This is a genomic window from Stenotrophomonas sp. ZAC14D1_NAIMI4_1 (genome assembly GCF_003086775.1).
Lineage (GTDB): Bacteria > Pseudomonadota > Gammaproteobacteria > Xanthomonadales > Xanthomonadaceae > Stenotrophomonas.
The window spans coordinates 3,392,958-3,411,392 of the sequence record NZ_CP026001.1; the positions used below are offsets into that span (position 1 = coordinate 3,392,958).

An 18,435-nucleotide genomic window follows, 5' to 3' on the forward strand; every position below is an offset into this window, starting at 1 on the left:
CGTTCCCTACCGGAGAAGCGACATGCCCCGTGGTGAGAAATCTGCCTACACCGACAAACAGAAGCGCCAGGCCGAGCACATCGAGGAAAGCGAACGCGCGCGCGGCGCCAGTGAGAGTACGGCCGAACGCATCGCGTGGGCCACCGTCAACAAGCAGGATGGCGGTGGCAAGCGCAGCGGCAGCGGGCGCAAGGCAACAAAGAAGGCCGCCGACAGCTGAACCTCAGCCAGGCAGCCCGTTCACCCAGCGCGCCACCACTTCGGCCGCCTGTTCGGGCCGTGCCTGCAGCAGCAGGTGCGGCCCCTGCAGCGCGACGTGACGTGCCTCCGGCAGCTGGGCCTGCAGCTCGGACACGCTGGGCGGCCACAGCAGCCGGTCCTGCCGCGCCTGCAGGTACAGCGTCGGAACTGCGATACGCGGCAGCAGCGCACGCACGTCCACGCGCAGGGTGCTGGCGGCGCGTTGCCGCAGCACGCGGCTGGGTACTTCGGCCAAGGCCTGGCGCAATGCCTGCACGTTCTGCGGTGTTCGCCACTGCCCCAGCAGCACCCGCGCCATCACCGGCAGCGGCGGCAACGGCCATGCCGCGGACAGCGCCACAGCGCTCGCGGCGGGCACCGGCACCGGCCGTCGCGCGAAGGTGGTGCTGAGCACCAGCCCACGCAGGCCGGCGGGCGCCTGCGCAGCAATCTGTACCGCCAACGGACCGGCAAACGATTCGGCCAGCAGCACCCATGGCTGCCGGGGAAGCTGCGGCTGCAGCCATGCCGCCAGGGTCGGATAATCCTGTGCCCCGTGCACGGGCAGCGACAGCGCCTCCGCCTCCAGCCCGTGTGCACGCAAGGCCTCCAGGAACGCGCCCGACATGCCCACGCCACCGTCCAGGCCGGGCAGCATCAGCACACGGGGGCGCAGCGGCGGGTTCAACTGCCGGGCCCGGGCGCGGCGGCCGGCGCAGGCGCCGCCACGGTAACGGCCTGCAGCGTGCGCACCGCCGCGATCGGAATCGCCTCGGCACGCCGCTGTTGCGGCCACCAGACAAACAGGAACGCGCTGCTGGAACCCAGCAGGCGCGCAGTGCCCGGCAATGGCGCGCGATCACCATTCAACTGCAGGCGGATCACTTCGCCGCTGCCCGCGTTGCGGATCTGCTCACCGCGCACGGTCACGTAGTTCGCCGCGCCAAGCGCCATGAAGGCGGCCACGGCCAGGGTCATCGCTGTCAGCGGACGCAGGCCGACGCCCTCCCAGCTGGTCAGTGCCGAGCGCGCCAGCACTGCCCGCCAGGCCCAGTTGCGCGCGCGCAGCTGTTCCAGCTTGGCGGCATTGCGCATGCGCAGCGTTTCCGGCCAGCTCACCACCAGGACCAGCAGCACGCCTGCGGCCAGCAGCAGCACGTACGCCGGATCGCGGATGCCGGCCACCAGGAAATCGCTGGGCTGCAGGTAATCCAGGATCGACAGCTTGAAGCCGCGGTAGAACCAGAAGCTGCACCACAGGCCCAGCAGCGAGACCAGCAGGTAGGCCACGGTCACCAGCAGCGCCGGCTCGCGGCGCATGCGGCGCAGCGCCTGCATCACCGCCGAATCATCATCCCCACGGGCCAGCGGCAGCATCGACCAGTCGGTCGGCACCTCGGGCGAAGGCATGTCGGGCGCAGCCATGCCCTGCATCCGTGGCACGTCGCCGTAGGCGCCTTCGGTTTCGTTGCTGTCCATGCCTCCTCCCCCGGCTCCAAGCGAGCACCCCAGCGAGCATCGCCGAAAAAGGGGCCGCGCGGTAGAGTCGAGCAAGCTCGACTCTACCGGCGGAGCGGTCAGGCCGCGCGCGCCACCACGGCGCGGGCCGGGCTGCCCTGCTCGATCTGGAACACCGACACCGAGGTGGTCAGTGCGTTGGCCTGCTCTTCCAGCGCGCGGCTGGCCGCGGTGGCTTCTTCCACCAGGGCCGCGTTCTGCTGGGTCACCTGGTCCATCTGCACCACCACCTGGTTGACCTGCTCGATGCCGGCCGCCTGTTCCTTGCTGGCCGCAGCGATGTCGCTCATCAGCTGGTTGGTGCGCGAACTGGCGTGGGCCAGGCGGGCGATCGCCGCCTCGGACTGTACGGTTACGGCCAGGCCGCTCTGCACCTTGGCGGCAGCATCCTCGATCAGCTCCTTGATCTCCTTGGCAGCGACGCCGGCGCGCTGCGCCAGGGTGCGCACTTCGCTGGCGACCACGGCGAAGCCACGGCCCTGCTCACCGGCACGTGCCGCTTCGACGGCGGCGTTCAGCGCCAGGATGTTGGTCTGGAACGCGATGCCGTCGATCACCGTGGAAATTTCCGAGATGCGTGCCGAGGACTGGTCGATCTCGCCCATCACCGTTGCCATCTGCGCCATGGCCTGTTCGGTTTCGCGCACGGCAGCACCGGCCGCATGGGCTTCGCTGTCCGCCTGGCGGGCCAGCTCGGCGTTCTGGCGCACGGTGGAGGTCAGTTCCTCCATCGATGCAGCGGCCTCTTCCAGGTTCGCCGCCTGCTGTTCGGTACGGCGCGAGAGATCGCTGTTGCCCGCGGCCAGTTCCTGCGCCGCATTGTTGATGCTGTCGGCCGCCACCTGGATGCCGCGGACGATGCCGGTCAGCTGCGTGGTGGTCGTGTTGGCATCGTCGCGCATGCGGGCGAAGACACCTTCGTACTCACCTTCCATGCGCGCGGTCAGGTTGCCGTGCGAAATCGCGCGCAGCACGTCGGACACGTCGGCGATGCTGGCCTGCGAGCTGGCCATCATGGCATTGAGGTGTTCGACCATCGCGCGGTACTGGAACTGGAACGCCTCGGCATCGCCGCGCACGCTGAAATCTCCCGCGCCGGCGGCCCGGGCCAGCGTGTCGATCTGCGCGCTGATCGCCATCAGGCTCTGCTTCACGGCGGCCAGGGTGCGGGTGAACGCGCCCTTCTCGCCCGGGTACTGCGGCAGGTCACGGCTGAGGTCACCGATCGCGTAGCGCTGCATGACCTCAGCCATCAGCAGTTCCACCTGCACATGCGATTCCACCAGGCTGTTGGTGGCCTGCACCATGCGGCCGAAATCGCCGGGGAAGGCGCGGGCATCCATGCGGTAGCCGATGGCACCGGCCTCGTGCTGTTCGGCCATCTGCAGCTGCGCGCCGATGGCGGCCTGCACGCTCTGCCGCACGCTGCCCATGGCCTCGCCCAGCTGGGTCAGTTCATCGCGGCCACCCAGATGGAAGGACTGGTCCAGCTCGCCCTTCGAGAGCTGCTGCGCCAGCTGCACCGCGCGCGCCAGCGGGCCGGTCATGCTGCGCCCGATCATCACCGAAGCGGCGATGCCGACCAGCAGCGCCACGCCACCCAGCACCAGCAGCTGCAGCAGGCTGCGCTCGCCGAGGCGGATCGCTTCGGCCGCCGCTTCGCGGCTCTCCTTTTCCTCGAAGGCCACGCCATCCGCCAGCGCCTTGTTCCAGCCGTTGGCCGCCTCCTGCACCGGGCCCAGGGTCAGCGCGACCGCGCCGGGGAAATCCCCCTGTTCCATCAATTCGCTGGTCTGCTTGTTGAGCGGGCGCGCGATGGCACGCTTGGCCGCGATGGCCTCGCCCATCGCCCTGCCCTCGGCATCGCCGGGCAGCGCCTGGTAGGCGGTCCAGCTCGCCTCGTAGCGCGCGACCAGGTCGGCGATGCGCTTCTCGTCGGCGTCGCGTGCGTCACCCTGGCGGATCAGCATTTCGCGGCGCACGACCATCATCTGGTTGTTGGCATCGAGCATCTCCGACAGCAGCCGCACCTTGGCCACGCTGACGTCGACCACCTGCTGCATCGCGCGCTTCTGCACGGCGGTGGCGGTGGCGCCGGTGGCGACCACGGCAGCCACCAGCAGCAGCAACAGGCCAAAGCCAAGGCCAAGGCGCCAGGCAACCCTGACGTTCCTCAAGTAGTTCATGGGGGTATCCAAACGGGGGGGATGTGCCCTTATCGGCGCGCCGCCCGCTGGCCTTGACCGTGCAACCGTGAACGCTTCGGTGGGCGTTCACGTTGGCCGTTCAGCCGGATGCCTGTTGCGGTTGCAGCGGACAGGCGCTGGCCAGGCGGGTGGCCAGGTCCTGGCGCAGTGCGCTGAGCGCGGCGATGCGCGCGTCGATGTCGGCCAGTTTTTCCTGCAGGGCGGCCGCCAGCAGCGGGCCGGCATCGGCCTGTTCCCACAGCCTGGGCAGGCGCTGGCCGATCTCGGCCAGGGTGAAACCGAGCTGCTGGGCCGTGCAGATGTAGTGCACCAGCATCGCCGTTTCGTCCGGGTAATCGCGGTAGCCATTGGCCCGGCGCCGCGCGCCGATCAGGCCCTGCTTCTCGTAGAAACGCAGGGCTTCGCGCGAGAGGCCGCAGGCCTGGGCCAGTTCTCCAATCTGCATGGGGGCTCCAGAAAACGCTTGACCCTGAAGTTTACTTCAGCCCTGACAGTACGCCCTCTTTCTCCTGTTGAAGGCGTCCATGCTCACCTCCCGTTACCTCCGCATCGTCCGCGCCAGCGCCTTCTACGACCTGGTGGTCACCCTGCCCTTCGCCCTGCCCTGGACGTTCGCTCCGCTGCACGCGGCGATGGCTGCGCTGGCCGATGCCTGGCAGCTGCCTGGCCAGGTACCGGCGCTGGACCCGCTGCACATGCTGCTGGCCAACCTGCTCGGCTCGGTGGTGGTGATATGGTCGCTGGCCCGCGTGCTTGCCCCCAGCGTGCTGCTGGGCCGCCTCGATGCCGCCGCACGCGGGCTGTTCGCGCTGTGGCAGGTGTATGCGGTGCTGCACGGTGCCAGCGCGATCCTGCTGCTGTTCACCGTCGCCGAGATCGTCTTCGGCGTGCTGCAGAGCTGGCGCATCCACGATCCACCCGCGCGTTGAGCGCTCATCTGCGGCTCAGCAACACGCCCGTGTTTTCACGCGGGCTGGTCGCGGGGTGCAGGCATGGTGGGGGCACGTTCTGCAGGAGCTTCCCATGCGTTCACCCCGTGTTGCCGTGCTTGCGCTGTCGCTGCTGGTTTCCCCTGCATTCGCGCAGGCCCCGCCGGCCAACCTGCCCGCGCCCATCGCCGAGCGTGCGGGACCGGACATCGCCGCACGCTCGCCGCTGCACGCACAGGTACTGCTGGACCGCGCCAATTTCTCGCCCGGCCAGATCGATGGCGAGGTGGGCAGCAACCAGCGCCGCGCGGTGTCCGGCTTCCAGGCCGCACACGGGCTGACCGTCACCGGCGAACTGGACGATGCAACCTGGAACGCGCTGCAGGCCGATGCCAACGCGCCGCTGGCCAGTTACACGCTGACCGCCGAGGACGTGGCCGGTCCGTTCCAGCCGGTTCCGAAGGGACCGGCCGCACAGGCCAAGCTGAAAGCGCTGGGCTACGGCAGCGTGGAAGAGTCGCTGGGCGAGCGCTTCCATGCCTCGCCCGAGCTGCTGAAGGCACTCAACCCCGGCGTCGACCTGGGCAAGGCCGGCAGCCGCATCCAGGTGCCCAACATCGCCCCGGCACCGCTGCCGAAGGCGGCCAAGGTGGTGGTCGACAAATCCGATTCCACCCTGCAACTGCTCGATGCGGCGGGCAAGGTCATCGCGCAGGTGCCGGTGTCCTCGGGCAGCCAGCACGATCCGCTGCCGATCGGTGAATGGAAGATCCTCGGCGTGTACCGCGACCCGCCCTTCCACTACAACCCGAAGCTGTTCTGGGATGCGCGCAAGGGCGAGAAAAAAGCGACGCTGCCGCCGGGCCCGAACAACCCGGTCGGGCGCGTCTGGATCGATCTGTCCAAGCCGCATTACGGCCTGCACGGCACGCCCGAGCCCGGCCATGTGGGCAAGACCGAATCGCATGGCTGCGTGCGCATGACCAACTGGGATGCGCTGCGCGTGGCCGATGCGCTGGATACCTCGGTACCCGTGGTGATGCAGGAGTAAGCCGATGCGTCTTTCGCAGCTGATCGTACTGGGCGTGCTGCTGGGCCTGGGTGCAGGCTGGTGGCTGCGCCGCGATGCGGGTGAGCCGGTAGCGGTTGCCCTGCCTGCAACGCCACCCGCAGCCGTGACGGCGGCGCCGGTGAAGCCGGCGGCGCCCGCGCGCGTGGATGCTGCGGCTCCAGCACTCACGCTGGCCTCTCCCGGTGCGGATGCGCCCGCAGGCCTGCTGCTGCCCGTGCAGGGCATCCAGCCATCGCAGCTGCGCGACACTTTCACCGATGCACGCAGCGAGGGGCGCGTGCACGATGCCATCGACATCATGGCCGACGCCGGGACGCCGGTGCTGGCGGTGGCCGATGGCACGGTGGAAAAGCTGTTCGACAGCGAACGCGGTGGCCTGACGATCTACCAGTTCGAGCCCAGCGGACGCTGGTGCTACTACTACGCGCATCTGCAGCGCTACGCCGATGGCCTGGCGGAAAAGCAGGTGATCAAGCGTGGTGAAGTGATCGGCTACGTCGGCAGCACCGGCAATGCCAGCGCCGAGGCCCCGCACCTGCATTTCGAGGTGCACGTGCTGGGCCCGGAGAAGCAATGGTGGAAGGGCGAATCGATCAACCCTTACCCGTTGCTGCAGGCGGCTGGCCGCTGAGGCTTCAGCCGGCTGCGCTGCGTGCGGCGCGCAGGCCGGCCTGCAGCGTGTTCACTTCGGCCATCCATTCGTCCAGCGAATCGGCCTCGTCCCACAACTCGCGCAACTCACTGTCTTCGGCCGTCACCTGCTGTACGGCGCGTTCGGCCAGTGCCAGCAGCGCGGCGGTCGGGCGCTGTGGATTGGCCTTCATCCACGCCTGCAGGTCTTCCTCTTCGGCGATCGCCGGCGAGGGATTGCCCAGCAGCGCCAGGATCACTTCCGCTGCGGCCAGGGCCTTGCTGCCATCGCCGGCGTCCAGGTCTTCGTCAGTCTCGGCAGCCGTGCGCAGCGCGTCTTCCAGCAGTGAAAGATCCGTGCTTTCGCGCAGGTCGCAGACCAGATCGCAGGCGTCATCGTTTTCGAATGTACCGCTGCCCCATGCACCCATGATGTTGCTCCTTCCTTGATTGATGTCCTGCCACGCGCGGACCGCGAGGCGCGACGCAGAAGCATGCGGCACGGCTGCGGATCCTGGCAACCCACCGGCGCGCTCAGAGACCGCAGGCCACCCGCACCGCTTCACAGGCGGCGATGAGGTCTTCCACCAGGCGCCCGCTGACATCCAGTTCGCCCTCGTACTCAGCGATGTTGCGCTGCTGGTGGCATTTGTCGAGCACCCGCCATACCTCCGGGCCGACGCCCAGCGTGTGCTTGAGCGACTGGAACACGATGTAGCGGTTGCTGGGCCGGAACCCCTGCGCACGAAGCGCTGCCAGGCTCAATGCGTGGGCGGCGTTGTAGGCCAGGTCGAAGCGGCTTTCCAGCGAAAGCGTCGCATTGCGTGCGTCACGCAACCGCGCCAGGCCCGAGCGCTGCAGGCCTTCGATCTCGCGCGGATCCGGCGGCTCGGCGCTGAGCGGTTTACCCGGCCCGACCAGGTTCTGCAATGGCGAGGTCATCCATTCCTCCAATCACCCACAGCTTGGGTTGTTCCAGTACACGCTGCAGGAAGGCATTGCCCTTGTGCAGGCGATCGTTCAATTCGTCGTGCGTGTACAGCGTCGGGTTCACCGGCCGTCCCAGGCGATCTTCCAGCGGATCGAGCACGGCCATCAGTTCAGCATAGCCCAGCGTATCGGAGACCAGCATCAGGTCGATGTCGCTGTGCGCGCTGTCGGTGCGCTTGGCCACCGAGCCGAAGACGAAGGCCGCGGCAATCTGGTCCTGCAGCGGCTGCAGTGCGTCGCGCAGCGGCTGTGCCAGGCCGATGGTCTTGTGCACCAGCGCCACCAGTTCGGCGTGGATCGGCGAGCCCGCAAACGCGCGATAGCGCTTCTGGTTGCCGACCTTGCGCTGCTCCACCAGGCCACTGGCGACCAGCTTGGCCACTTCGCGCTGCACGGCGCCGGAACCGGCACCGCTGCCACTGATCAGCTCGGAAATGCTGAAATCACGGCGGTCCTGCCCGAACAGCAGGGCCAGCACCCGTTGCTGGGTCTGGGTGAACAGCGCGTCGGCCAGGCCGATGGGGCCTGTGGAAGTCGAGGGGGCGGCGTGGTTACCCATATTGGGCATTATTATGCCCATATTGGGCATTTGGCAAGCACGTTGCCTGCCCAGCCCGGCAAGGCCCGGCGCTACCGGGTGCTGTTGCGCCGTTGCCAGCGCCGCAGCGCGATGCTGGCGACCGCCAGCCCGCCAGCGGCAATCAGTAAAAGCAGCGCCACCGGCTGCCAGAAGAAGAACGGCCACAGCCAGAGGTAGTCGAGGTCGGTCAGCTTCAACACGTCCATCGGCGGCAGCAGTTCCACCGAGGCCGCTCGCCCGGCCAGCGCCGGGTCGACCTCCAGCACGGTCAGCCGCAGCCAGGAACGCCCGCGCGGCAGTGCGTCCCCCCGCCCATAGCCGAAGTACGAGGCGGCGAACCTGCTGGGCCCGACCGACTCCAGCGCTCGGGAAACATCCGGTCCGGGCGCAGCCGAGCGTGTCTTCGCGCGGAACTCGTTGCGATCGGTCGGGGTGTCCGCGCGCAGGCGCAGCTCCGGATCGATCGACGGATCGGCGCCGTCATCGGCGTAGCGCAGACGCAGCCGCAGCGGGTCGTCGATGAAACGGTAGACCGTGATCTCGGCCGTCGCGCCGGGCTGCAGCACCAGTGGCAGGGTCTGCGTGCGCGAGGCCAGGTGGTTGGCGGCCGCGCCCAGCACCAGCACGATGCAGGCCAGCGCCCACAGGCTCCACAGCAGCCACAGGGTCACCCGCGCGACCGTCTCGCCCTTCATGCCGAACTCCCGGTCATTGCGCTGCATCCGTGCTGGCGTTGGCCACAACGTAACGCAGAACTGCGCGTGTCCATAGTGCCGGTGTTACGCAGCGCGTGAACCTACCCGGTACCTCGCCAGATGGCGAGGCTGGGCATCGCACATGCAGAACGGAGGTCAGGCCGGCCTGACTTCCCGGCACACCAGCTCGGCAAGTTCGCGGCAGGCGAAGAACAAGCCTTCCACCACGCCCTCATCGAGGTGGCGGCGGGGCGTGGCCATGGTCTTGCAGCGGTTGGCCGCATGCAGCATCTCCGCCGCGGTGAGGATGGCCACGGCCGCACGGTCGATCCGCGCCAGTGACTGGCGTCGGCCGTCGGACAGGTTTTCCTCCGGCCAGAGCATGCCATCAGAGCCTTCGCCATCACGGATGCGGGTGAGGCAGCCCTGGAAGGTGCTGAGATCGGAGGTGGGGTCTTCATCGTCGTTGACGGCATCAACAACATGGAGTGGCGGGTTCTTGCGAGTGGTCATGGCGTCGGCTTCCGTGGCTGTACGTAACAGCGCCACCGCGCAGAAGCGGGGTGGCGGACGGTGCGGGTTGCAAACCGGTGCACATGCTAGGCCGGCGGGTCCGAAGACCCCCACGCACCGCCCGCCATAAAGGCCGACGGATTGCCAGCCGGCACCGTTTCAGGACGGTGCCGGCTGGCAAGCGCTTACTTCATGTGCAACGGGTTTGCATGCCCGGCCACCCTTTTTCGGTGGCGCGCCATGGTGTCTACGCCTGCACGATCGATTCAATGAGAAAAATCCGAAAGGTCCGGAGGGAATCGAGCGTGCGGTGGGAAGTGTTGCATGCACGGGGAGCGCTGGATGCGACAGGAATAGGCGCGAATTTGCTGCTGCGCGGGCGAGAGCGACGCGCGGTGACGCAATCAACCCGCGCTTCAGAATGGCGCGTGACGTTTATCGCTTACCAGAAGTTGTATGCGGGGGTCGTGCGGGAAGTGCGAGTGGCGCGTGGCTTGGGAGAATCTGACGTGGATGGCCGATTTAGAGTGCCGGAAGCGACATGCTGGTGGCTCCGGTTCTGCCAGCCATGGCTGGCAATTTGGCGGGAGAGCCTGCCCCCCTCAAGGGCCGGGCGCCAGCAACGGAGACTGCTGGTTACAATGCAAAAACGGGTAAGTTGCAGCTCGCGCCTGTGGTGGAGCGCGGAAGGAAGCCAGATTCCAAAGAGATGAATTGTCGAAATGATCACAATACAGGCATATCCCGATGGCATCGACTGCACATGGTTGGGAATGGATCAACGTGGAACGGTTGCGGCCTTTGTTACTTCCGGAGAAGGTGAAATTCCAACAGCGCTGTTGATGCAAGCCAACGTTGATCTGCGCAATATCGAAACTCTCCTGATGGATCTTCCGGCAACGGGAGATGTCAATTTACGCGCAAATTTTGCACGGCCCGACGACTTTCTGGATATAGCCTGTCGCGGGCTTTACGTGTACGACTGGAATGGCAGTAAATACGTGCTTGTTGCAGAGCCAGAGATTGCGATTCACATCTCCGATCTTGAGAACAAATTGAAGCCCATTGCGAAACATGCAGTGTTTGATTCAATCGAGTTTCCCAAATGGGATGCCATTTCGGTTGGATCCATGATGGAAACAGTGCAGCCTGGGATGTAACTTTCCGGAAATTTCATTGAATCGGGCCGAGTTGAGTCGTCGCAATTTGCTGGCAGCGATCCAGCACCTGGCCATGCGACGGAGACTGCTCTGGCCAAAAAAGAAGCGCCGCGACCCCTCAGGGAGTCGCGGCGCTCTTTTTCAATTGCACAGCGTTACCACCACGCCGGGCATGGCCCGGCGCTACCGCCTACTCAGGCGAACGGATCCTGCAGGACCATGGTGTGGTCGCGGTCCGGGCCGGTGGAGACGATGCTGATCGGGCAACCGGCCAGCTCTTCCAGCGAACGCAGGTAGGCACGTGCGGCCGGCGGCAGCTCGTCCCAGTTGGTGATGCCGTGGGTGTTCTCGCTCCAGCCCGGGAACTCCAGGTAGACCGGGGTGCAGTCTTCCCAGCCCTGCGCGTCCAGCGGCGCGTACTCGGTGCGCTTGCCGTTGTATTCGTAGGCGATGCAGACCTTCAGCTTTTCCATGCCGTCCAGCACGTCCAGCTTGGTGATGCACAGGCCGCTGATGCCGTTGATGGCCACGGCGCGCTTCAGCGCGACGATGTCCATCCAGCCGCAACGACGCGGGCGGCCGGTCGAGGCACCGTACTCGGCGCCGCGGTCACGGATGCCCTGGCCGATTTCATCGTCCAGTTCGGTCGGGAACGGACCACCGCCGACGCGGGTCGCGTAGGCCTTGGCGATGCCCAGCACGTAGTCGATCGAATCGGCGCCGACGCCGGCACCGGCCAGTGCACCACCGACGGTGGTGTTGGAGCTGGTGACGTACGGGTAGGTGCCGTGGTCGATGTCCAGCAGTGCGCCCTGCGCACCTTCGAACAGCACGCGCTTACCCTGCTTGCGCAGGTCGTGCAGGATGCCGGCCACGTCGGACTTCATCGGCTGCACGTACTCGCCGAACGCCAGTGCTTCGTCGAAGGTCTTCTGGAAATCGACCGCATCGGTGTTCAGATACTTGGTCAGCACGAAGTTGTGGTAATCCAGCGCGGTGCGCAGGAGTTCTTCCAGCTGCTTGGGGTAATGCAGGTCGGCGATGCGGATGCCGCGGCGCGCCACCTTGTCTTCGTAGGCCGGGCCGATGCCGCGACCGGTGGTGCCGATCGCCTTGCCGCCGGCAGCGCGTTCGCGCGCCTGGTCCAGGGCGATGTGGTACGGCATGATCAGCGGCGCGGCCGGGGAGATCTTCAGGCGCGAACGCACTTCGACGCCGGAGGCTTCCAGCTCGGCGATTTCCTTCTGCAGCGCGGCCGGCGAGATGACCACGCCGTTGCCGATCAGGCACAGCGCATCGTCACGCAGGATGCCCGACGGGATCAGGTGCAGGACGGTCTTCTTGCCATTGATGACCAGGGTGTGGCCGGCATTGTGGCCGCCCTGGAAGCGCACCACGGCGCCGATTTCCTCGGTGAGCAGATCGACGATCTTGCCCTTGCCTTCATCGCCCCACTGGGCACCCAACACTACGACAGACTGACCCATGACGGGCTCCTCGATTTGTTGCGGCCATCGGGGCCGCGGACGGGTAAACCGTGGCGGGGCTGGCCAGCACCTGGATGGCGGCTCCAAACGGGGAGCGGCCGGCGATGGAAGGCCCAGACACGGAAAAAGCCGAACGGGGAGGCCCGTCCGGCTTTTGTGCATTATCCGGGTTTCCGGGGTCCGGTGCCACCTTTCCGACGGACGGCTTCACCGGCCGGTCAGGCCGGTAGTGCCGTGCCCACCACAGCAGGCTCAGGCCGGCCAGCAGCACCAGCCCACCGAAGCTGCGCAGGGCCGGGCTGGGCAGGTCCAGCAGGCGCTCGGCCATGCGCTTCCAGGCCAGCGGGGCCACGAACAGCAGCAGGCCTTCGAGCACGGCCACCAGGCAGACGGCCGCGAACAGATCTTTCATGTGGGGCACTCCGGAAAAAACACGGGGCCCGGCATCTGGCCGGGCCCCGTGGGATCTTGCCGAACGACTCAGCGGTCGCTCTTGAGGTACTGCAGGAACGGGTCGTTCTTGTCCAGCACGATAATGCCGTTGCCGTCGGTCATCGAGCCGCGGTAGGCCTCCAGGCTGCGATAGAACGCATAGAACGACGGGTCCGCCGAACCGGCCTTGCCGTAGATGCGGGCGGCATCGGCATCGCCTTCACCGCGCAGGCGCTGTGCATCGCGCTCGGCTTCGGCGATCAGCACGGTGCTGTCACGGTCGGCCTGGGCACGGATGGTCAGCGACTGCTCCTCGCCCTCGGCGCGCAGCTTGGCGGCTTCCTGCTTGCGCTGTGCGCGCATGCGCTCGTACACGTCGTTGATCACCTGGCTGTCGGTGGGCAGGTCGACCTGCTTGATGCGCAGGTCGATCATCTGCATGCCCAGCCCGGACACCGCTTCGTTGATGTCCTTGAGCTGCGCGGCGATCAGCTCGCTGCGGTCGCCCGACACCAGCTGCTGCAGGGTGCGCGAGTTGATCTGGTTGCGCAGCGAATCGGTGATGATCGGCTGCAGGCGCGCGTTGGCCACGCGCGGGTCACCACCGGTGGCACGGAAGTAGTCGCCCACGTTGGAGATGTAGCCGACGGCGAAGAAGTCGACGCTGACGTCCTTCTGCTCGGCGGTGAAGTAACGCGCCGGCGCCGTGTCCAGCACCTGGAAGCGGCGGTCGAACACGCGTACGGTTTCCACCACCGGCACCTTGAAGTGCAGGCCCGGCTTGATGTCCGAACGCACCACCTTGCCCAGGTTCAGGACCATGGCGGTCTGGTCCTCGCGCACCACATAGACCGAACCCAGCAGGGCCAGCAGGGCCGCCACGGCGACGGCAATCCAGATAGAACTTCTCATCGGCTGCCCTCCTCACGGCCGCTCGGACGCCCGGTCGGGCGGGTCACGGCCCGGCCCGGATCACGGGAAACTTCGGTTGCGGTACCCGGCAGCGACGGCATCACCACGTCCGGGTTCGGCACCGCGGCCGGCGCCGAGGCGCTGGGACGGGTGTCGCCGGTCATCGGCACGTAGATCAGCTGGCGACCATCGCCACCGATCACCTTGCGGTTCTCGCTCAGCACCTGCTGCACGGTTTCCAGCCACAGGCGCTTGCGGGTGACTTCCGGGGCGTCCTTGTACTGGGCCTGCAGCAGGCTGAAGCGCTGTGCGTCACCCTCGGCCTTGGACACCACGGCCTGCTTGTAGCCTTCGGCGGTGGTACGGGCACGCGAGGCCTGGCCACGGGCTTCCGGCACGACCTTGGCGGCGTAGGCCTGGGCTTCGTTGATCAGGCGTTCCTTGACCTGCTGGGCACCGTTGACCTCGTCGAAGGCCGGCTTGACCTCCTCCGGCGGACGGGCGTCCTGCAGGGTCAGGCCGGTCACGGTCAGGCCGGTCTTGAACGCACCCAGCAGCGCCTGCAGGCGCTCCTCGGCGGCCACGGCCAGCGGGCCACGGTTGTTCAGCACCGAGTTGAGGTCGGCGCGGCCGACTTCCTCGCGCACCGCGCTCTGCGCGGACTGTTCCAGCACCTGGTCGGCATCGACGGTACCGAACAGGTACTGCTGCGGGTCATCGATGCGGTACTGCACGTTGAGCGAGACGTTGACGATGTTCTCGTCGCGGGTCAGCACCGGCACCTGGATCGAGAAGGTCTTGATCTCGGTGGCATTGACCTTGGTGACCGATTCGATCGGCCACGGCAGCTTGAAGTTCGGGCCTGGGGTCAGGATCCGCGAGAACTGGCCGAAGCGCAGCACCACGCCACGCTGCTGTTCGCCGATCAGCTGGAAGCTGGAGAACAGCACCAGCAACACCACCGCCGCCGCCACCCAACGCAGGATGCCGCCATCGAACAGGTCCTTCAGCGGCCCGGGCAGACCGCCCCAGCCACCACCATTGCCACCGCCGCGCGACCCGAACGGCCCGCGTCGATTGTCCTCGGGGCCTTGTCCGCCCTTGTTGCCGCCGGGTGTATTCCAGGCCATGCACGCTCCATCAATATGTGGGCTGCGGCGCGGGCCCTTCCCGCGGCGCCAGCCGTGAATCTTCACCGATCATACAAGATGGGGCGGACTGGCAGGTTTGAAAGGGCCCTGACCGGGTAATGTGGCGTTTTCCTCGAAGTCAGGCAGCGCCGATGGCCCCCACCACCCCGTTCACCGCCTTCCGGATCGAAAACGACGATGCCGGCTACCGCAGCGGCCTTGTCCAGCTGGGCGTGGACGACCTCAGCCCCGGCCAGGTGCTGGTCCGCGCCCACTGGTCCTCGGTCAACTACAAGGACGCCCTGGCCGGCACCGGCAAAGGGAAGATCCTGCGCCGCTTCCCGCTGGTGGGCGGCATCGACGTGGCCGGCACGGTGGTCGCCTCCAGCGACCCGGCCTGGCGCGAGGGCGATGCGGTGCTGGCGACCGGCTGCGGCCTCAGCGAAACCCGTGACGGAGGCTACAGCCAGTACGTACGGCTGGAATCGCGCGCCGTCATCGCCCAGCCGGCCGGGCTGAGCCCGCGCGAGGCGATGGTGCTGGGCACCGCCGGCTTCACCGCGGCCCTGGCCCTGCTGCGCCTGCAGGACAACCGGCAGACCCCGGGGCACGGGCCGCTGGCCGTGACCGGTGCCACCGGCGGCGTCGGCGCGCTGGCCGTGGACATCTTCAGCCGTGCCGGCTACGAGGTGCATGCGATCAGTGGCAAGCCGGAGCAGGCCGCCTTCCTGCGCGACATCGGCGCGAGCGAGGTGCTGCCGCGCGAGGCGCTGGCCGATACCGCGCCCCTGCAGTCGGCCCGCTTCGGCGGCGGCCTGGACAATGCCGGCGGATCGATGCTGGCCAGCCTGCTGGCGCAGACGGTGCCCTATGGCAGCGTGGTCAGTGCCGGCCTGGCCGCGAGCGCGAAACTGGAGATGACGGTAATGCCATGCATCCTGCGTGGCGTCTCGCTGCTCGGCGTGTCCTCGGCCAGCGCGCCGCGTGATCTGCGCGAGCAGGTGTGGGCGCGCCTGGGCGGGGAATGGAAGCCGCAGCACCTGGAGCGCATCTGCACCGCCGAAGTAGGCCTGGCGGACCTGCCGGGCGTGTTCGAGCGGATGCTGGCCGGTGGTTCGCTGGGCCGCACGGTGGTGCGGATCGACTGAACGTCGCAGGCAGGCGACGGACGGCAGCTACCCTACTCCCACCAGCAATGTGCCCGCACTACACTGCGGGCATGACACGGGGAACAACATGGCACGCATTCTGATCGTCGACGATTCACCGTCGCAGCTGTTGGGGATACAGCGCATCGTCGAGAAACTCGGGCACCAGATCCTGACCGCCACCGATGGCGCGGCCGGGGTGGAGACGGCCAAGGCCGAACTGCCCGACCTGGTATTGATGGACGTGGTGATGCCGAACCTCAACGGGTTCCAGGCCACGCGCACGCTCGCCCGCGACGAGGCGACCCGGCATATCCCGGTGATCCTGGTGACCACCAAGGACCAGGACACCGACCGCATGTGGGGCATGCGCCAGGGCGCGAAGGCCTACATCACCAAGCCGTTCTCGGAAGACGAGCTGTCCGAGGTGCTGGAGCGGGTGTTCGCCGGCCAGGGCTGAGCCGCATGCGGTGGTAGTGCCGGCCGCTGGCCGGCAACCACGCATCACCGTCCCGCGTAATGACGTTGCCGGCCAGCGGCCGGCACTACCCTCAGATTGTCTCGCCAAAGGCCTTTGCCAGGTTCCGGTAGGCCTTCTTCTGCGCGTCGTCGGTCGCCGCCGGTGCCACGATCTCCAGCTCAACGATCTGGTCGCCATCCGGGCTGCCCGGCAGGCCGCGGCCACGCAGGCGCAGTTTGCGGCCGGCATCGGAATCGGCCGGGATCTTCAACTCCACCGCGCCGCCCAGCGTCGGCACGCTGATGCTGGTGCCCAGCGCTGCCTGCCACGGCGTCACCGGCAACGTGTAGAGAATGTTGCGGCCATCCACTTCGAACTGCGGGTGGGCGGCATATTCCACTTCCAGCAGCAGGTTGCCACCGTGGCTGCCCTGCCCTGACAGGCGGATCACCTGGCCCGGGCGGATGCCCTTCGGCACGCGCACGTCCAGCTGCTTGCCGTTGACGGTGATGCGCAGGCTGTCACCGCTGTACGCCGCTTCCAGCGGCACCGACAGCTTGGCCCGGGTATCGCGGTTGGGCGCCTGGCCGTGGCTGCTGAAGCCCGGGCCGGGGCCCGCACCCTGCCCGCCGCGCTGGCGCGCGAACAGGCTTTCGAAGAAATCGCTGAAGCCGCCGCCGGCACCGCCGCCGCCGAACACTTCCTCGAAGTTGAAGCCGCCCGCACCGCCGTAGTTCGGCGGCACGTTGAACTCCTCGCCCGGGCGATAGCCCTGCGCGCGCAGCTGGTCATAGGCCGCGCGCTTTTCCGGATCGCGCAGCGCCTCGTAGGCCTCGTTGACCGCCTTGAACTTGTCCTCGGCGCCGGCCTCCTTGCTCACGTCCGGGTGGTACTTGCGCGCCAGCCGGCGGTAGGCGGTCTTGATCTCGGCCTCGCCCGCACTCGGTTCCACCCCCAGGGTGGCGTAGTAATCCTTGAATTCCATCCAGCTACCTCGATCTGCTTCGGCCGCGCCGGTGGCGCCGCCCCGGGCTCATTCTACGCGCCGGCATGCTACGCCGCTGCCCGTGCGGCGCCGGTGAGGCCGTTTGATCCGGCGCAATGCACCTGCCGCCGCCCTGGCCCCAGGATGGGGCGTGCACACCGGTTTTCCAATGTCTTGACGCGTTCCTCCCACCCGCCCGACTAGCCTGCCCACCAGCAAGGAGTTCCCATGACGATCCACGTTGGCGACCGCATCCCGGAAGTGACACTCAAGCGTATCCGCGAGGGCATCGAAACGCTGGACACCCAGGCGCTGTTCGAAGGACGCAAGGTCGTCCTGTTCGCCGTGCCCGGGGCCTTCACTCCCACCTGCTCGGCCCGTCACCTGCCTGGCTTCGTCGAGAAGTTCGCGGCGTTCCGCCAGCGTGGCATCGATGTGTACTGCCTGGCGGTCAACGACCCGTTCGTGATGAAGGCGTGGGCCGCCGACCAGCACGTGCCCGAGGGCCTGTTGATGCTCTCCGACGGCAACGCCGAACTGACCCGTGCGCTGGGCCTGGAGCTGGATGCCAGCGCCTCGGGCATGGGCATCCGTTCGCGCCGTTACGCCCTGTACGTCGATGACGGCGTGGTCCGCGCCGCCTGGATCGAGGAACCCGGCCAGTTCGAGGTGTCCTCGGCCGACTACGTGCTGGAGCACCTTCCCACCTGATACCCCACTGCAAGAGGAACCGGCCAGCCATGTCCAACAAGCCAGCCAAAGCCAGCAAGCCCGCCGCCAAGCCCAGCGCCCAGGTGCCCGGCATCAGTGACCGTACGACCCTGCGCGAACGCGCCCGCCGCAACATCGAGGACGGTGCGATCACCGACAGTTACAGCGCCGAGCGCAAGGTGGTGATCAAGCTGCTCAACGATGCCCTCGCTACCGAGTACGTGTGCGTGCTTCGCTATTACCGGCACTACTTCATGGCCAAGGGCATGCTGGCCGATGCGGTCAAGGCCGAGTTCCTCGAACACGCGCAGCAGGAACAGGCCCATGCCGGCAAGCTGGCCGAGCGCATCGTGCAGCTCGGCGGCGAGCCGGATTTCAATCCTGACACCCTGACCGCGCGCTCGCATGCCGAGTACAAGGAAGGCAGCGACCTGCGCGACATGGTGCGCGAGAACCTGGTGGCCGAGCGCATTGCCATCGACAGCTACCGCGAGATGATCAACTTCATCGGCGACCGCGATACCACCACCAAGCGCATCCTAGAGGAAATCCTGGCGCAGGAGGAGGAACACGCCGACGAGTTTGCCGACCTGCTGGACGGGTGGATCGGGGAATGATCGGCGCCACGGCGCCGTA

Annotated in this window: 21 protein-coding genes and 2 pseudogenes; 9 read left to right on the forward strand and 14 right to left on the reverse strand. The window is 67.3% G+C overall.

Annotation, left to right across the window (positions count from 1 at the left end; translation table 11 throughout):
* Nucleotides 1–22: 22 nt before the first annotated feature.
* Nucleotides 23–208, forward strand: a pseudogene (locus C1927_RS15655) (hypothetical protein); the annotation flags it as partial.
* Nucleotides 209–223: 15 nt separating this feature from the next.
* Here C1927_RS15655 and C1927_RS15660 read toward each other — a convergent pair.
* The 4 genes from C1927_RS15660 to C1927_RS15675 all read right to left on the reverse strand — a co-directional run bounded on the left by C1927_RS15660 (nt 224) and on the right by C1927_RS15675 (nt 4,410).
* Entirely contained in the window at nt 224–928 is a 705-nt protein-coding gene (locus tag C1927_RS15660) for an alpha/beta hydrolase (protein ID WP_079222776.1), read from the reverse strand.
* Nucleotides 925–1,719 carry a hypothetical protein gene (locus C1927_RS15665; RefSeq protein ID WP_108747174.1) on the reverse strand — a complete coding sequence of 265 codons (795 nt, stop codon included), beginning with the start codon at nt 1,717–1,719 and terminating at the stop codon, nt 925–927. The genes C1927_RS15660 and C1927_RS15665 overlap by 4 nt, the downstream gene beginning before the upstream one ends.
* 98 nt (nt 1,720–1,817) lie before the next feature.
* Nucleotides 1,818–3,944, reverse strand: coding sequence for a methyl-accepting chemotaxis protein (locus C1927_RS15670; RefSeq protein ID WP_108747175.1), 2,127 nt, complete (start codon nt 3,942–3,944; stop codon nt 1,818–1,820).
* A gap of 100 nt (nt 3,945–4,044) precedes the next feature.
* Complete coding sequence (locus C1927_RS15675) at nt 4,045–4,410, reverse strand: MerR family transcriptional regulator (protein WP_108747176.1); 366 nt, start codon at nt 4,408–4,410, stop codon at nt 4,045–4,047.
* A 79-nt stretch (nt 4,411–4,489) separates the two neighbouring features.
* On the opposite strand from C1927_RS15675, the gene C1927_RS15680 reads away from it, so the two are divergent.
* The 3 genes from C1927_RS15680 to C1927_RS15690 all read left to right on the forward strand — a co-directional run bounded on the left by C1927_RS15680 (nt 4,490) and on the right by C1927_RS15690 (nt 6,597).
* Complete coding sequence (locus C1927_RS15680) at nt 4,490–4,894, forward strand: hypothetical protein (RefSeq protein WP_108747177.1); 405 nt, start codon at nt 4,490–4,492, stop codon at nt 4,892–4,894.
* A 94-nt stretch (nt 4,895–4,988) separates the two neighbouring features.
* Entirely contained in the window at nt 4,989–5,945 is a 957-nt protein-coding gene (locus C1927_RS15685) for a L,D-transpeptidase (protein WP_079222781.1), read from the forward strand.
* Between the two features lie 4 nt (nt 5,946–5,949).
* Complete coding sequence (locus tag C1927_RS15690; RefSeq protein WP_108747178.1) at nt 5,950–6,597, forward strand: M23 family metallopeptidase; 648 nt, start codon at nt 5,950–5,952, stop codon at nt 6,595–6,597.
* 4 nt (nt 6,598–6,601) lie between these two features.
* On the opposite strand, the gene C1927_RS15695 is transcribed toward C1927_RS15690, so the two are convergent.
* From C1927_RS15695 to C1927_RS15715, 5 genes are all read right to left on the reverse strand, one after another.
* A complete protein-coding gene (locus C1927_RS15695; protein WP_159095369.1) occupies nt 6,602–7,027 on the reverse strand; it encodes a DUF4259 domain-containing protein in 426 nt (141 codons plus the stop codon).
* Nucleotides 7,028–7,130: 103 nt separating this feature from the next.
* Entirely contained in the window at nt 7,131–7,538 is a 408-nt protein-coding gene (locus C1927_RS15700) for a hypothetical protein (RefSeq protein ID WP_079222784.1), read from the reverse strand.
* Nucleotides 7,501–8,145: a transcriptional regulator gene (locus tag C1927_RS15705; protein WP_254051490.1), complete on the reverse strand. Its 645-nt coding sequence runs from the start codon at nt 8,143–8,145 to the stop codon at nt 7,501–7,503. Before C1927_RS15705 ends, C1927_RS15700 begins: the two co-directional genes overlap by 38 nt.
* A 71-nt stretch (nt 8,146–8,216) precedes the next feature.
* A complete protein-coding gene (locus tag C1927_RS15710) occupies nt 8,217–8,861 on the reverse strand; it encodes a hypothetical protein (RefSeq protein WP_108747866.1) in 645 nt (214 codons plus the stop codon).
* A gap of 156 nt (nt 8,862–9,017) precedes the next feature.
* On the reverse strand, nt 9,018–9,374 hold the full coding sequence (locus tag C1927_RS15715; RefSeq protein WP_108747181.1) for a hypothetical protein: 357 nt from the start codon (nt 9,372–9,374) through the stop codon (nt 9,018–9,020).
* Between the two features lie 722 nt (nt 9,375–10,096).
* Here C1927_RS15715 and C1927_RS21455 point away from each other — a divergent pair.
* On the forward strand, nt 10,097–10,534 hold the full coding sequence (locus C1927_RS21455; protein WP_159095370.1) for a hypothetical protein: 438 nt from the start codon (nt 10,097–10,099) through the stop codon (nt 10,532–10,534).
* A 194-nt stretch (nt 10,535–10,728) separates the two neighbouring features.
* Here the strand turns inward: C1927_RS21455 and C1927_RS15720 are convergent, their stop codons facing one another.
* From C1927_RS15720 to hflK, 4 genes and pseudogenes are all read right to left on the reverse strand, one after another.
* Entirely contained in the window at nt 10,729–12,021 is a 1,293-nt protein-coding gene (locus C1927_RS15720; RefSeq protein WP_108747182.1) for an adenylosuccinate synthase, read from the reverse strand.
* Nucleotides 12,022–12,250: 229 nt separating this feature from the next.
* A pseudogene (locus C1927_RS15725) lies at nt 12,251–12,433 on the reverse strand (DUF2065 family protein); the annotation flags it as partial.
* A 68-nt stretch (nt 12,434–12,501) separates the two neighbouring features.
* Entirely contained in the window at nt 12,502–13,365 is an 864-nt protein-coding gene (locus C1927_RS15730) for a protease modulator HflC (RefSeq protein ID WP_079222789.1), read from the reverse strand.
* Entirely contained in the window at nt 13,362–14,495 is a 1,134-nt protein-coding gene (hflK, locus tag C1927_RS15735; protein ID WP_108747183.1) for an FtsH protease activity modulator HflK, read from the reverse strand. Before hflK ends, C1927_RS15730 begins: the two co-directional genes overlap by 4 nt.
* A gap of 152 nt (nt 14,496–14,647) precedes the next feature.
* Between hflK and C1927_RS15740 the strand changes: the two genes are divergently transcribed.
* Together C1927_RS15740 and pilH are read left to right on the forward strand one after the other, a co-directional pair.
* A complete protein-coding gene (locus tag C1927_RS15740) occupies nt 14,648–15,643 on the forward strand; it encodes a YhdH/YhfP family quinone oxidoreductase (RefSeq protein WP_108747184.1) in 996 nt (331 codons plus the stop codon).
* Between the two features lie 88 nt (nt 15,644–15,731).
* Entirely contained in the window at nt 15,732–16,103 is a 372-nt protein-coding gene (gene pilH, locus C1927_RS15745) for a twitching motility response regulator PilH (protein ID WP_005410644.1), read from the forward strand.
* Nucleotides 16,104–16,194: 91 nt separating this feature from the next.
* On the opposite strand, the gene C1927_RS15750 is transcribed toward pilH, so the two are convergent.
* A complete protein-coding gene (locus C1927_RS15750; RefSeq protein ID WP_079222792.1) occupies nt 16,195–17,088 on the reverse strand; it encodes a DnaJ C-terminal domain-containing protein in 894 nt (297 codons plus the stop codon).
* A gap of 228 nt (nt 17,089–17,316) precedes the next feature.
* Between C1927_RS15750 and C1927_RS15755 the strand changes: the two genes are divergently transcribed.
* Both C1927_RS15755 and C1927_RS15760 read left to right on the forward strand, forming a co-directional pair.
* On the forward strand, nt 17,317–17,799 hold the full coding sequence (locus tag C1927_RS15755; protein ID WP_108747185.1) for a peroxiredoxin: 483 nt from the start codon (nt 17,317–17,319) through the stop codon (nt 17,797–17,799).
* Between the two features lie 29 nt (nt 17,800–17,828).
* Nucleotides 17,829–18,416, forward strand: a complete 588-nt coding sequence (locus C1927_RS15760) for a ferritin-like domain-containing protein (RefSeq protein WP_108747186.1) — start codon at nt 17,829–17,831, stop codon at nt 18,414–18,416.
* Nucleotides 18,417–18,435 lie beyond the last annotated feature (19 nt).